Genomic DNA, 13,679 nt, shown 5'->3' on the forward strand with positions numbered 1-13,679 from the left:
GTAATGAGCGGGATTGACGGGCTCGCGCTGTCGGGTCCATGCTGAAGTCTGGAACGGGCAGTACAGCGTATGTTGATTAGCCGGATGGACGTTCGACGACCTCCCTTCGACCATATAGAGGTCGCCCGGTGAGCGTGGCGGACGCTGCCGCAGTCCAATCCGGCAAGGCGCAAAGCAGCGCCGCCGAAGCCATCCATGTCGAGAACCTGCATAAGAAATTCGGCCAGCTGCACGTGCTGAAGGGCGTTTCGCTGTCGGCGCGCGACGGCGAAGTGGTCGCCATCATCGGCGGCTCCGGTTCCGGCAAGTCGACGCTGCTGCGCTGCATCAACTGCCTGGAGAACCCGACCAGCGGGATCATCCGGGTCAATGGCGAGGAGATCAAGCTCAAGGCCGACAGCCACGGCCACACCGTTCCCGCCGACCGCAGGCAGATCGAGCGTATCCGCTCGCGGCTCGGCATGGTGTTCCAGAATTTCAACCTGTGGAGCCACATGACGCTGATCGAGAACGTCATCGAGGTTCCGGTGCATGTGCTGGGCGTCAAGCGCGACGAGGCGATCGCCCAGGCCGAGAAGCTGCTTGCCCGCGTCGGGCTGGCCGAGAAACGCGACGTCTATCCGGCCTTCCTGTCCGGCGGGCAGCAGCAGCGCGCCGCGATCGCCCGGGCGCTGGCGATCAATCCGCGCGTCATGCTGTTCGACGAACCGACCTCCGCGCTCGATCCCGAGCTGGTCGGCGAGGTGCTGAAGGTGATCGGCGACCTGGCGCGCGAGGGGCGCACCATGGTGCTGGTGACGCATGAAATGAAGTTCGCCCGCGAGGTCGCGACGCATGTCGTCTATCTCTACAACGGGCTGGTCGAGGAGGAAGGTCCGCCGGAACAGCTGTTCGGCGCGCCCAAATCCGAAAGGCTCAAGCAATTCCTCCGCAATGTCGGTTAGGAGCCGGCATCAAGCGGAGCGAAAAACCGGGAACAACAACAAAGTGGGAGTCCTGAAATGAAGACTGTTCTCAAGACATTCGCGGCAGCGCTGCTTCTCGGCGTCGCGGCGATGGGTGGCGTGGCAAAGGCCGAGCAGGTCAAGATCGGCGTCGCCGCCGAGCCTTATCCGCCCTTCACCTCGCCCGACGCCAGCGGCAAATGGGTGGGCTGGGAGATCGACTTCGTCGACGCCGTCTGCGCCGAAGAGAAGCTCGACTGCGTCATCACGCCGGTTGCCTGGGACGGCATCATTCCGGCGCTGACCACCAAGAAGATCGACGCCATCGTCTCTTCGATGTCGATCACCGACGAGCGCAAGAAGACGATCGACTTCTCGGATAAGTACTACAACACCCCGACCGCGATCATCGGGCCGAAGGACCAGAAATTCGGCGCCACGCCGGACGACCTCAAGGGCAAGGTGATCGGCGTCCAGGTGTCGACCGTCCATGCCGTCTACGCCAAGAAGCACTTCACCGGCGCGCAGGAAATCAAGGAATACCAGACGCAGGACGAAGCCAACAATGATCTGGCCGCCGGCCGTATCGACGCGGTGCAGGCCGACTCGATCGCGCTCGGCGAATTCCTGAAAACCGACCAGGGCAAGGCGTGCTGCGACCTGAAGGGCATGGTGGCCCCCGACGACGAAGTGCTTGGACCGGGCGTCGGCGCCGGCATCCGCAAGGAAGACACCGCGCTCAAGGAAAAGTTCAACGCCGGCATCAAGGCGATCCGCGCCAGCGGCAAATATGACGAGATCTCGAAGAAGTATTTCGACTTCGACATCTATGGCGGCGCCACGCAGTCGAACTGAGCCTCTCGCGAATGAGTGAGGGCATGGCGCCAGCGCCATGCCCGACCTTGCCACTCATGCCTGCCGCCGACCTCGCCGTCAGCGGCTTGCCAGCAACCTGGGGGCGAAGCTGATCGACGCCTTTCTTCCGGCCTCCGCGGCCGGCATCATGGAACTCCTGTCACCGGTGGCACCCGGCTGGGGCGGCACGCTCTTGGTCGGGCTGCTGCATTCGATCGAGATCGCCGTGGGCGCCACCTGCCTCGGCCTCATGATCGGCACCGCCGGCGCCTTCGGCAAGCTCTATGGCGGCCCGGTGACGCGCGACCTTCTGGCCGTCTACACCACGGTGGTCCGCGCGGTGCCGGAACTGGTGCTGATCCTGCTGCTCTATTATGCCGGCACCGATCTCATCAACCAGGTGCTGACGGGGATGGGCTACAGCCGTGTCGACATCAGCGGGCTCGCGGCCGGCATCTTCGTGCTGGGTTTCGTCCAGGGCGCCTATTCGACCGAAGTCATCCGCGGCGCCATTCTCGCCATCCCGCAAGGCCAGATCGAGGCCGCCCGCGCCTACGGCATGCCGCCCGGCCTGATGCTGCGACGCATCACGCTGCCGGCGATGCTGCCCTTTGCCATCCCGGGCCTCGCCAATCTTTGGCTGATCGCCACCAAGGACACCGCGCTGCTTGCCGTCGTCGGCTTCTTCGAACTGACCCTGGCGACGCGCCAGGCGGCCGGCGTCACCAAGGCTTATCTGCTCTTCTATCTCGCGGCCGGCGCGCTTTATCTCGCGCTCACGCTGTTCTCCAACCTGATCATCGGCCGCGTCGAAACCTGGTCGCGGCGCGGCATGCCCTCCGTCAAGGAGGCGCGCTGATGTCGGCCGAAGCCACCGCGATCGACATGGCGGCGCGCGCCTCGATCTGGCTGAAGCCGCACCGCATCGTGCTCATCCTGATCGCCTTGGCGCTGGTGCTCTGCGCGGCTTTCTTCATGCGCTGGGACTGGCTGCCGCAATATTGGGAAATGGGCCTGATGGGCATATGGCGGGCGCTCTGGATCCTCGCCGTCACCTGCGCGCTGGGCTTTGCGCTCGCCGTGCCGCTCGGGCTCGCCCAGGCGGGCGGACCGATCTGGTTCTCGGCGCCGGCAAAGGCCTTCTGCACCATCATCCGGGGAACGCCGCTGCTCCTGCAACTCTGGCTGCTCTATTACGGCCTCGGCTCGATCTTCCCGCAATATCCGTGGATCCGTGAATCCTGGCTGTGGCCGTATCTCAGGCAGGCCTGGCCCTATGCCGTGGTGGCGCTGACCTTCTCCTTCGCCGGCTATGAGGGCGAGGTGATGCGCGGCGCCTTTGCCGGCGTGCCGAGAGGCCAGCTCGAGGCCGCTCGCGCCTTCGGCATGAGCCGCTGGAAAATCTTCCGCCGCATCTGGCTGCCGCAAGCCTTCTACCGGGCGCTGCCGACGCTGACCGGCGAGACGGTGCTGCAGCTCAAATCGACACCGCTGGTGGCGACGATCAGCGTCATCGACATCTTCGCCGTCTCCTCCAAGGTGCGCCAGGACACCTACCTGACCTACGAGCCTTTGCTGCTTCTGGCCCTGATCTATATGACGATCACCGGCATCCTGGTCTTCGTCTTCAGCCGGATCGAGGCTCGCATTCCAGTCAAGATCGGCTAAAAGCACACAGGCTTGCGGTAGGCAACAGCGGCCAGCACGCAGCCGCTTTTGTTGCAACGGCGGACGATTTTCAACACAAACGCCGCTTCAATTGCTGGTACTCGAAGAGCAATCAACCGCCACATTCCCAGGACGACCACGATGCAACTCACTCTCGACCAGGCAACAGGCCTATGCCGGATGGCGGCGCTCGGCGCCGGCGCCAATGAGGAGGCGGCGCAGTCGCTGACCGCCTCGATCATCGCCGCGGAAGCCGAGGGCCTCGCAACGGTCGGGCTGTCGCATTTCATCGACTATCTGGAGGCGTTCGAAGCCGGCCGCATCGACGGCAATGCCGATCCGGCGATCACCCGGCCGGCGCTCGCCGTCTATCTTTCGGATGCACGCGGCGGGCTTGCTCATACCGGCTTCGATCGTACGATCGATGATCTGGTCAAGGCGGCAAAACTGTTCGGCGTCTCGATCTTCTCGCAGAAGAACGCCTATACATGCGGCGCGCTCGGTTATTTCACTGGCCGGCTGGCCGAACAGGGCCTGGTTTCCTTCGCGGCCACCAACGGGCCGGCGGTGCTGGCTGGGTCAGGCTCGGTCAAGCCGGTCTATTGCACCAATCCGATGTCCTTTGCCTCGCCCGCCGCCGACGGACCGCCGCTGGTCATCGACCAATCGTCGAGCGCTACCGCCTTCGTCAACATCCGCAAGGCGGCCGAGGACGGCAAGAAGATCCCCGAGGGCTGGGCGCTGGATGCCAGCGGCAATCCCACCACCGACCCGGCGGCGGCGATGAAGGGGGCGATGCTTGCCTTTGGCGGCCAGCGCGGCGCCAACATCGCACTTATGGTCGAGGTGCTGGCCGCAGGCATTTCCGGCGCCAACTGGTCGCTCGACGCGCCTTGGTTCACCGGCGGGCCGGACAGCCCCGGTACGGGCCTTTTCGTTCTCGCCATCGAGCCAAAACTGCTCGACCCGGATTTCGAGCAGCGCATGAAGGACCAGCTGGACCGGCTGCGGCGACGCTACGGCGTGCATATTCCTGGACGCTCCCGCGCCGAGGCCGCGGAGAAGGCAAAGGCGCGCGGCATCACCACGTCCAGGGCGGTCGTGCAGCGCATCTCGGAATTCGCCGAGCGTTATTCGGCCTGATTTTTCCCACGCTGCTTGAACCTTCCCCCGACCTGACGCGACACATCCGCGGCACCCCACGCCGCGAGCCGCCTTGGTTGGCTTCGTCCGGCTCGCGGTTGGCGGCGCCGCGCCGGGCGTTCAGGGCGGGGGCGGGCGTGCTTACTTCACGCCACCTTGATACCGTCTCAGGTCAGGCCGCCTCGTCGGACCCTGCTTCGGCGTGGATACCGCCCGGAAAACCCCGCTTCGGCGGGGTTTTCTGTTTTCTCCAAACGCGGGGGAGCGGCATTCCGGGCAAGTCAAAAAACAAGGCGGCGGCGACCTCCGGTCGCTCTTTGCCTTTGGCGAGAAACGGATTAAGAAACGGCTTCAGCCAAGCACTCGCGCGGAGCCAATCATGACCGAAATCCTGCAGACCCCCAAGCTCGTCGTCGTCTTCGGCGGCTCGGGCTTCGTCGGTCGCCATGTCGTGCGGGCGCTGGCCAAGCGCGGCTATCGCATCCGGGTTGCCTGCCGGCGGCCCGACCTTGCCGGCCATGTGCAGCCGCTCGGCAATGTCGGCCAGATCCAGCCGGTGCAGGCCAATGTGCGCGTGCGCTGGTCGGTGGACCGCGCCGTGCAGGGCGCCGACCATGTCGTCAACCTGGTCGCCATCCTGCATGAGACCGGCCGTCAGAAATTCGGCGCCGTGCACGATTTCGGCTCGCGCGCCGTCGCCGAGGCCGCACGCTCCGTCGGCGCCGGCCTCACCCAGATCTCGGCGCTTGGCGCCGACCTCAATTCGCCGTCCAACTACGCCCGCACCAAGGCGCTGGGCGAAAAGGCGGTGCTAGAGACGATTCAGGATGCCGTCATCTTCCGGCCGTCGATCAATTTCGGACCGGAGGACAGCTTCTTCAACCGCTTCGCCGGCATGGCGCGCCTGTCGCCCGTGCTGCCGCTCATCGGCGGCGGCCAGAACAAGCTGCAGCCGGTCTATGTCGGCGACGTCGCCGAAGCGATCGCGCGCTCGGTCGACGGCAAGGTCAAGGGCGGCCAGATCTACGAGCTCGGCGGCCCGCAGGTGCTGACCTTCAAGGAATGCATGGAAGAGCTGCTCGCGGTCATCGACCGCCGGCGGATGCTGGTGCCGGTGCCGTGGTGGGTAGCGAACATCCAGGCGTCGATCCTCCAGCTGCTGCCCAATCCGCTCCTGACCAAGGACCAGGTGCTGCAGCTGCGCGAGCACAACGTGGTTTCCGACGAAGCTGTCAAGGCCGCCAGGACGCTTGCCGGCCTCGGCATCCAGCCGCAGGCGATCGCCACCATCCTGCCCAGCTATCTCTGGCGCTTCCGCGCCGCCGGCCAGTTCCAGCAGCGCCGGCCGATCGCCGACCGTTAGAAGACTCTAAAGCGCGTCGCGATCTTTCAGATTCGCTCCATGCGCTTTAGGTTTTTGATTTTACGCATGTCTTTATCCCGAAACCGGTTCCCACTTTCGGGAGACATGCTTTAAGTTTTGATGCATGTCGTTATCCCAGAACCGCTGCACACTTCTGGGCGACATGCATTGATTACACCCGCCGGGAGACCTGCATCGGCAGGCCGCCCTGCGGCTGCGTGGTGAGCTTCTGCACCGGCCACGGCCGGGTCTCGGACGTCACATCGAAGCGGAAGCGCGACAACAGGATCGCCAGCGCGATGATCATCTCCTGCATGGCGAAGCTGGCGCCGATGCAGACGCGCGGGCCGGCGCCGAATGGCAGGTATTGGAAGCGGTCGATCCGGTCGCGGTTTTCCGGATGGAAACGCTCGGGCAGGAAGGCGTCCGGCCTGTCCCAGAGTTTTCTATGGCGATGTACGACCCAGGGCATCACCAGCACAGCGGCATATTTCGGGATATAGAGGCCGTTCCAGGTCTCCGGCTCGATCGGCTCGCGGTTGATCGAGGGGGCCGGCGGATAGAGCCTGAGCGCCTCCTCGAAAGCGGCGCGGGTGAGCGGCATGGCGTCCAGCCACTTGGTCGGATCTGGCTCGCGCGCCAGCACGGCGTCGATCTCCTGCTCGACCTTGTCGCGTTCCCAGGGCGCCTCTGCCAGGCAATAGATCGTCCAGCCAAGCGCCCGCGCCGTCGTCTCGTGGCCGGCGCCGATGAAGGTGATGATGTTGTCCTCGACTTCGGCGCGGGTCAGCCCGTCCGGCCCCTCGGCGCGCAGCAGAAGCGTGAGGAAATCCTGCGGCACGCCACCCGGATCGCGCTTCATCCGCTCCTCGCGCATCCTCACCGTGCCGGCGACGATGTTGCGGAAATAGGCCATGGTCTTGCGGCCGCGGATGCGGGTGAGGCGCGGCAGCCATTCCGGCGCGCGCAACAGGTCGAGCGGATCTACGCGGCCCATGGTCTCGAACAGGCGGTCGATCTCCTTGGCGAAGCTGCCCGGCTCGCCGGCGATCTCGCCGGAAAACAGCGTCTCGGCCAGGATGTCATAGGTGAGCAGCGTCATGTCGTGGGCGACATCGGTCTCGCCGCCGGCCTCATAACGGGTGACGAAGTCCAGCGTGCGCTTCAGCATCGGCGCGGCGAAACCGAAGATGTGGCGCGGCGTGAACACCGGCGCCATCGCCTTGCGGGAACGCTTCCAGACCTCGCCCTCGGCGGTCAGCAGCCCGTCGCGCAGGATCGGGCGCAGGATCAACTGGCGCACCGTGGCCATCTTGTAGTTCCTGGCGTTGTCGATCAGCACATGGCGGATCAGGCCAGGATCGTTGGCGATCACCAGCGGCCCGCCGATGCCGGTCACCGAGATCCAGGGCTCGTTGTAGGTATGCTCACCCCACAATTCGAGCGGATTGCGGTAGACGATGCGCATCATCTCCAGCGTCGAAGGCGGCTGGGTGCGCGGCTTCGGCGCCGGCGGCACGAAGGGGGCGGGCTTGGTGTCCATGAAGCATGCTCCGCTGTCGGTGCCGAATGTAGTGCCCGGCAAGGCCGGCGTCCATGTGACCGTGCGGCGGACGCCGCCCCTCGCCGGAATGTGACCGGCATCGGCCAACCGCTGTTTGTTGCCTGCGTAGTCACCAATGGATGCCGCCAAGCAAGGAGCCTGCCGCTGGAGCGAAGCGCTGAAGACGCTGCGCGCCGCCGGATAGGCGCATTCCCACAATGTGATGAAGCCGCGCTTCGGCACGGCTTTCGCGCCTCCACAGGCCCTTGCCCCGGGAACGCCGCCGGCCATATTCGCGCGAGGCGTGGAAAGACCGCTCGCCAAGCCGGCAAAATGGCCGCAAACCTTGGAAAAGCAACCATTTGCGCCTATATCTAGGACATCAAAACGGCGCGATTCGCGGCCATTTTTCCGCGCCGGACCATCGACATCAATCAGACAGGTATTCATGAGCGACCAGACTGAAAGCGCCATTGGCGTGGAAGCCGAGTACGGCGCCGATTCCATCAAGGTTTTGAAGGGGTTGGATGCCGTGCGCAAGCGTCCGGGCATGTATATCGGCGACACCGATGACGGCTCAGGCCTGCATCACATGGTCTATGAGGTGGTGGACAACGCCATCGACGAGGCGCTGGCGGGCCATGCCGACCTCGTCTCGGTGACGCTCAACCCCGATGGTTCGGTGACCGTCATCGACAATGGCCGCGGCATTCCGACCGATATCCACCCCTCGGAGGGCGTCTCGGCGGCCGAAGTCATCATGACGCAGCTGCATGCCGGCGGCAAATTCGACCAGAACTCCTACAAGGTTTCCGGCGGCCTGCACGGCGTCGGCGTCTCCGTGGTCAACGCGCTTTCCGCCTGGCTCAAGCTCAAGATCCGCCGCAACGGCGAAATCTTCGAGATGAGCTTCACGCATGGCAATGCCGACGCGCCGTTGAAGGTGACCGGCAGCTACACGCAGGACAAGCAGCCCGGCACTTATGAAGGCCGCAGCGGCAGCGAAATCTCTTTCTTCCCGTCGGCCGAAACCTTCAGCATGATCGAATTCGATTTCGGCACGCTGGAGCATCGCCTGCGCGAGCTTGCTTTTCTCAATTCCGGCGTGCGCATCGTGCTCACCGATGCGCGCCATGCCGACCTGGTTCGCCATGAGCTGCATTATGACGGCGGCCTGGAAGAGTTCGTCAAATATCTCGACCGGGTGAAGAAGCCGCTGATCGAGACGCCGATTTCCATCCGCGCCGAGCGCGACGGCATCACCGTCGAGGTGGCGATGTGGTGGAACGACAGCTATCACGAGAATGTGCTGGCCTTCACCAACAACATCCCGCAGCGCGACGGCGGCACGCATCTTGCGGGCTTCCGCGCGGCGCTGACCAGGCAGATCACCGGCTATGGCGAATCCTCCGGCCAGACGAAGAAGGAGAAGGTCTCGCTGACCGGCGACGACTGCCGCGAAGGCCTGACCGCGGTTCTCTCGGTCAAGGTGCCGGACCCGAAATTCTCCTCGCAGACCAAGGACAAGCTCGTCTCGTCCGAGGTCCGCCCGGTGGTGGAAAGCCTGGTCAACGAGGCGCTCGGCACCTGGCTGGAAGAGCATCCGAGCGAAGGCAGGGTCGTGGTCGAGAAAGTGATCCAGGCGGCCGCGGCCCGCGAAGCCGCGCGCAAGGCGCGTGACATCACGCGCAAGAGCACGCTCGGCGTCACCTCGCTGCCCGGCAAGCTCGCCGACTGCCAGGAACGCGATCCGGCAAAGTCGGAGATCTTCATCGTCGAGGGTGACTCGGCCGGCGGCTCGGCCAAGGGCGGCCGCTCGCGCCAGAACCAGGCAATCCTGCCGCTGCGCGGCAAGATCCTCAATGTCGAGCGCGCCCGCTTCGACCGCATGCTCTCCTCCGACATGATCGGCACGCTGATCACCGCGCTCGGCACCTCGATCGGCAAGGACGAGTTCAACGCCGACAAGCTGCGCTATCACAAGATCATCCTGATGACGGACGCCGACGTCGACGGCGCCCACATCCGCACGCTGCTGCTCACCTTCTTCTTCCGGCAAATGCCGGAGCTGATCGAACGCGGCCATCTCTACATCGCCCAGCCGCCGCTCTACAAAGTGACGCGGGGCAAGAGCTCGCAGTATCTCAAGGACGAGAGCGCCTATGAGGAATATCTGATCGAGTCCGGGCTGGACGAGGCATCGCTGGTGCTGCCCTCCGGCGAGGTCCGCACCGGGCAGGACCTGCGCGCTTCCGTCGACGACGCGCTGGCTGTGCGCCAGCTGATCAACGGGCTGCATACGCGCTACAACCGCAGCGTCGTCGAGCAGGCGGCAATCGCCGGCGCGCTCAACGCCGACGTGCTTGCCGATCTCGGCCGCGCCAATGTCATGGCCGAGCGCGTCGCCACGCGGCTGGACATGATCGCCGAGGAGACCGAGCGCGGCTGGACCGGAGGGCTTTCGACCTCCAATGACGGCTCGGGCGGCTATGTGTTCGAGCGCACCGTGCGCGGCGTGAAGGATGTGGTGCAGCTCGATGCCGGATTGATCAATTCAGCCGATGCGCGCCAGCTCGACCGCTACGCGCCGCGGCTTTCGGAGGTCTATGGCGAGCAGCCGAGCTTGCGTCGGAAAGAGACCTCGGAGCTGCTTTCGGGACCGCTGGCGCTGCTCAACGCGGTGTTCGCTTCCGGCCGCAAGGGCCTTACCATGCAGCGCTACAAGGGTCTCGGCGAGATGAATGCCGAGCAGCTCTGGGAAACCACGCTGGACCCGAATGTGCGCTCGCTGCTGCAGGTCAAGGTCAACGACGCGACGGACGCGGACTCGCTGTTCTCGCGGCTGATGGGCGACGAAGTCGAACCACGGCGCGAGTTCATCCAGGACAATGCGCTGTCGGTGGCCAATCTGGATATTTGAGCAGGACCTGCCGACAACTTCTGCAACAAAAAAGCCCGGCAAGCCGGGCTTTTTTGTTGCAGAAGTTGCGGCCAATCAGTGATCCATGGCCTTGACGATTTCCTCGGTCATCTTCTTGGCGTCGCCGAGCAGCATCATGGTGCCGTCCTTGTAGAACAGCGTGTTGTCGATGCCGGCATAGCCGGAGCCGAGCGAGCGCTTGACGAACAGGCAGGTGCGGGCCTTGTCGACGTCGAGGATCGGCATGCCGTAGATCGGCGAGGATTTGTCGTCGCGCGCAGACGGGTTGGTTACGTCGTTGGCGCCGATGACATAGGCGACGTCGGCCTGCGCGAATTCGGAGTTGATGTCCTCCAGCTCGAACACTTCGTCGTACGGCACGTTGGCTTCGGCGAGCAGCACGTTCATGTGGCCGGGCATGCGGCCGGCGACCGGATGGATGGCGTATTTCACCTCGACACCGTTGGCCTTAAGCTTGTCGGCCATCTCGCGCAGCGCGTGCTGCGCCTGGGCGACCGCCATGCCATAGCCGGGCACGATGATGACCTTCTGCGCGTTCATCATCAGATAGGCCGCGTCGTCGGCCGAGCCCTGCTTGACGGTGCGCTCGATGCCGTCGCTGGCCGCCGCGGCGGTCTCGCCGCCGAAGCCGCCGAGGATGACCGAGATGAAGGAGCGGTTCATGCCCTTGCACATGATGTAGGACAGGATCGCGCCCGACGAGCCGACCAGCGCGCCGGTGATGATCAGCGCCAGATTGCCGAGCGTGAAGCCAAGTGCTGCCGCCGCCCAGCCGGAATAGGAATTCAGCATCGACACCACGACCGGCATGTCGGCGCCGCCGATCGGGATGATCAAGAGCACGCCGAGCACCAGCGAGGCGGCGACGATCAGCCAGAAGACGAGCTTGGACTCGGTGGTCACCAGCAGCACGATCAGCGCCACCAGGGCAACGCCGAGGACGATGTTGATGAGGTGACGGCCGCCGATCATGATCGGCTTGCCGGACATGCGGCCGTCGAGCTTGAGGAAGGCGATGACCGAGCCGGTAAAGGTGATGGCGCCGATGGCCACGCCAAGGCTCATTTCGACGAGCGCCTGGGCGTGGATGTCGCCCGCCGTGCCGATGCCGAAGCTTTCCGGCGCGTAGATGGCAGCAGCGGCGACCATGACGGCGGCGAAGCCGACGAGCGAGTGGAAGGCAGCGACCAGCTGCGGCATCGAGGTCATGGCGATGCGGCGCGCTGTGACCGCGCCGATACCGCCGCCGATGGCGAGGCCGAGCACGATCAGGCCGAAGCGGCCAGCCGACGGGGTTGCCAGCGCCAGCGTGGTGGCGATGGCGATGCCCATGCCGATCATGCCATAGAGATTGCCCTGGCGGCTGGTGGTCGGATGCGACAGGCCGCGCAGCGCCAGGATGAACAGGATGCCGGAGACCAGATAGAGGAAGGAAGCGAGATTGACGGTCACGTCACTTTTCCTTCTTCTTGTACATGGCGAGCATGCGCTGGGTGACCAGGAAGCCGCCGAAGATGTTGACCGAGACCAGCACCAGGGCGACGAAGCCGAAGCCCGCAGCGAGGCCGGAAGCGGCGATGCCGACCGCGAGCAGCGCGCCGACGACGATCACGGAAGAGATTGCGTTGGTGACGGCCATCAGCGGCGTGTGCAGCGCCGGCGTCACCGACCACACGACATAATAGCCGACGAAGATCGCCAGCACGAAGATGGCGAAACGGAAGACGAAGGGATCGATGGCGCCGCCCGAGAGCGCATGCGCCGCGTTGCCGGCCGCCTCGCCGGCGGGTGCGTTGGCGAGATCCTGCACGGCAAGGCGAACGGCAGCGGTCGCCTGATCGAGCTGATCGAGGGCTTTCTGCAAGGCATCCATCATGCGGTCCCTTCTGGCTTGGTCGAGGGCGACCTGGCTGCAGCTTTCTTTTTCGGCGCCGGTTTCTTGCCGGAGGCGTCGGCGACCATGGTCTTGGCCGGTATCGCCGCCGGCTCAACGCGCGGCTCTTCGGCTGCCTTGGCAAAATTGGGATGCACGACCTTGCCGCCGTCGGTCAGCATCGTTGCCTTGACCAGCTCGTCGTCGCGCTTGATGGCAAGCTGCTTCGCCGCCTTGTCGACCATGGTCTCGAGGAAGGCGTAGAGGTTCTTGGCGTAGAGCAGCGAGGCCGAGGCCGCGACACGGCCCGGTACGTTGAGGTGGCCGACGATCTTGACGCCGTTCTCGGTGGTCACGACCTTGCCCGGCACCGCGCCTTCGACATTGCCGCCGCGCTCGACGGCGAGGTCGACAATCACCGAACCCGGCTTCATCGAGGCGACCATGGCCGCCGACACCAGCTTCGGCGCCGGCCGTCCAGGGATCAGCGCGGTGGTGATGACGATGTCCTGCTTGGCGATGTGCTCGGCAGTCAGCGCCGCCTGCTTGGCCTGGTATTCCTTCGACATTTCCTTGGCGTAGCCGCCGGCGGTCTCGGCTGCCTTGAATTCCTCGTCCTCGACCGCCAAGAACTTGGCACCGAGCGACTGCACCTGCTCCTTCACCGCCGGCCGCACGTCGGTGGCGGTGACCACGGCGCCGAGGCGTCGCGCGGTGGCGATGGCCTGCAGGCCGGCAACGCCGACGCCCATGATGAAGGTCTTGGCCGCCGGCACGGTGCCCGCCGCGGTCATCATCATCGGCAGCGCGCGGTCATATTCGGCGGCCGCGTCGATCACCGCCTGGTAGCCGGCGAGATTGGCCTGCGAGGACAGCACGTCCATGACCTGCGCGCGGGTGATGCGCGGCATGAACTCCATCGAAAAGGCGGTGATCCCGGCCTTGGCCATCGCGGCGACCGCGGCATCGTTGCCGTAGGGATCCATGATGGCGATGACGGCGGCGCCCGACTTGTAGCCCTTCAGCTCAGCATCCGACGGCCGGCGCACCTTCAGCACGACATCGGCCTTTGACGCGTCGGCAGCCTTGCCGATCACCGCACCAGCCGTGGCGAAATCCTGGTCGGGAATGCGGGAGCCGAGGCCGGCGCCCTTCTCGACGATCACATCGAAGCCGAGACCCGCCAGGCGCTTGACCGTCTCCGGCGAGGCCGCGACGCGCGGCTCGTTCGGGTCAACCTCACGAGGGATGAACACGATTTGTCCCACCGGATGATCCTTTCGGCTGGAACCTTGATTGCGCAAAGCGTCGGCCGGGACGTCCGGTGACGTCAAGTGCAATTGGCTTGG

General features: G+C 65.0%; 11 protein-coding genes. 7 read left to right on the forward strand and 4 right to left on the reverse strand.

What is annotated here, in order from left to right:
* The first annotated feature begins 128 nt into the window (after positions 1 to 128).
* The 6 genes from RFM41_RS19825 (at position 129) to RFM41_RS19850 (ending at position 5,973) form a co-directional block, all read left to right on the forward strand.
* Positions 129 to 944 carry an ABC transporter ATP-binding protein gene (locus RFM41_RS19825; protein WP_320250440.1) on the forward strand — a complete coding sequence of 272 codons (816 nt, stop codon included), beginning with the start codon at positions 129 to 131 and terminating at the stop codon, positions 942 to 944.
* Positions 945 to 1,001: 57 nt separating this feature from the next.
* The gene (locus RFM41_RS19830) at positions 1,002 to 1,799 is read left to right on the forward strand and encodes a transporter substrate-binding domain-containing protein (RefSeq protein WP_320250439.1); all 798 of its coding nucleotides are present in this window, start codon (positions 1,002 to 1,004) and stop codon (positions 1,797 to 1,799) included.
* A 148-nt stretch (positions 1,800 to 1,947) separates the two neighbouring features.
* Positions 1,948 to 2,658, forward strand: a complete 711-nt coding sequence (locus tag RFM41_RS19835) for an ABC transporter permease (RefSeq protein WP_320250610.1) — start codon at positions 1,948 to 1,950, stop codon at positions 2,656 to 2,658.
* On the forward strand, positions 2,658 to 3,467 hold the full coding sequence (locus RFM41_RS19840) for an ABC transporter permease (protein ID WP_320250438.1): 810 nt from the start codon (positions 2,658 to 2,660) through the stop codon (positions 3,465 to 3,467). Before RFM41_RS19835 ends, RFM41_RS19840 begins: the two co-directional genes overlap by 1 nt.
* 141 nt (positions 3,468 to 3,608) lie before the next feature.
* Positions 3,609 to 4,610 carry an Ldh family oxidoreductase gene (locus RFM41_RS19845; protein WP_320250437.1) on the forward strand — a complete coding sequence of 334 codons (1,002 nt, stop codon included), beginning with the start codon at positions 3,609 to 3,611 and terminating at the stop codon, positions 4,608 to 4,610.
* Between the two features lie 379 nt (positions 4,611 to 4,989).
* Entirely contained in the window at positions 4,990 to 5,973 is a 984-nt protein-coding gene (locus RFM41_RS19850; RefSeq protein WP_320250436.1) for a complex I NDUFA9 subunit family protein, read from the forward strand.
* Positions 5,974 to 6,145: 172 nt separating this feature from the next.
* Here RFM41_RS19850 and RFM41_RS19855 read toward each other — a convergent pair whose 3' ends face one another.
* A complete protein-coding gene (locus RFM41_RS19855; RefSeq protein ID WP_320250435.1) occupies positions 6,146 to 7,516 on the reverse strand; it encodes a cytochrome P450 in 1,371 nt (456 codons plus the stop codon).
* Between the two features lie 448 nt (positions 7,517 to 7,964).
* Here RFM41_RS19855 and gyrB point away from each other — a divergent pair, with 448 nt between their 5' ends.
* Entirely contained in the window at positions 7,965 to 10,436 is a 2,472-nt protein-coding gene (gene gyrB, locus RFM41_RS19860; protein ID WP_320250434.1) for a DNA topoisomerase (ATP-hydrolyzing) subunit B, read from the forward strand.
* A 75-nt stretch (positions 10,437 to 10,511) separates the two neighbouring features.
* On the opposite strand, the gene RFM41_RS19865 is transcribed toward gyrB, so the two are convergent.
* From RFM41_RS19865 to RFM41_RS19875, 3 genes are read right to left on the reverse strand one after another with little or no spacing between them, the layout of a single operon-like run.
* The gene (locus RFM41_RS19865) at positions 10,512 to 11,909 is read right to left on the reverse strand and encodes an NAD(P)(+) transhydrogenase (Re/Si-specific) subunit beta (RefSeq protein ID WP_320250433.1); all 1,398 of its coding nucleotides are present in this window, start codon (positions 11,907 to 11,909) and stop codon (positions 10,512 to 10,514) included.
* Position 11,910: 1 nt separating this feature from the next.
* The gene (locus RFM41_RS19870) at positions 11,911 to 12,333 is read right to left on the reverse strand and encodes an NAD(P) transhydrogenase subunit alpha part 2 (RefSeq protein WP_320250432.1); all 423 of its coding nucleotides are present in this window, start codon (positions 12,331 to 12,333) and stop codon (positions 11,911 to 11,913) included.
* Positions 12,330 to 13,598: a Re/Si-specific NAD(P)(+) transhydrogenase subunit alpha gene (locus RFM41_RS19875; RefSeq protein WP_320250431.1), complete on the reverse strand. Its 1,269-nt coding sequence runs from the start codon at positions 13,596 to 13,598 to the stop codon at positions 12,330 to 12,332. Before RFM41_RS19875 ends, RFM41_RS19870 begins: the two co-directional genes overlap by 4 nt.
* Between the last annotated feature and the right edge of the window lie 81 nt (positions 13,599 to 13,679).

The organism is Mesorhizobium vachelliae (genome assembly GCF_033977325.1).
Taxonomy (GTDB): domain Bacteria; phylum Pseudomonadota; class Alphaproteobacteria; order Rhizobiales; family Rhizobiaceae; genus Mesorhizobium; species Mesorhizobium vachelliae.

What these genes read in the sequence shown, in the direction of transcription:
- RFM41_RS19830 (WP_320250439.1), top strand. Translation starts at nt 1,002, where the DNA reads ATGAAGACTGTTCTCAAGACATTCGCGGCAGCGCTGCTTCTCGGCGTC.
- RFM41_RS19835 (WP_320250610.1), top strand. Translation starts at nt 1,948, where the DNA reads ATGGAACTCCTGTCACCGGTGGCACCCGGCTGGGGCGGCACGCTCTTG.
- RFM41_RS19840 (WP_320250438.1), top strand. Translation starts at nt 2,658, where the DNA reads ATGTCGGCCGAAGCCACCGCGATCGACATGGCGGCGCGCGCCTCGATC.
- RFM41_RS19845 (WP_320250437.1), top strand. Translation starts at nt 3,609, where the DNA reads ATGCAACTCACTCTCGACCAGGCAACAGGCCTATGCCGGATGGCGGCG.
- RFM41_RS19850 (WP_320250436.1), top strand. Translation starts at nt 4,990, where the DNA reads ATGACCGAAATCCTGCAGACCCCCAAGCTCGTCGTCGTCTTCGGCGGC.
- RFM41_RS19855 (WP_320250435.1), bottom strand. Translation starts at nt 7,516, where the DNA reads ATGGACACCAAGCCCGCCCCCTTCGTGCCGCCGGCGCCGAAGCCGCGC.
- gyrB (WP_320250434.1), top strand. Translation starts at nt 7,965, where the DNA reads ATGAGCGACCAGACTGAAAGCGCCATTGGCGTGGAAGCCGAGTACGGC.
- RFM41_RS19870 (WP_320250432.1), bottom strand. Translation starts at nt 12,333, where the DNA reads ATGATGGATGCCTTGCAGAAAGCCCTCGATCAGCTCGATCAGGCGACC.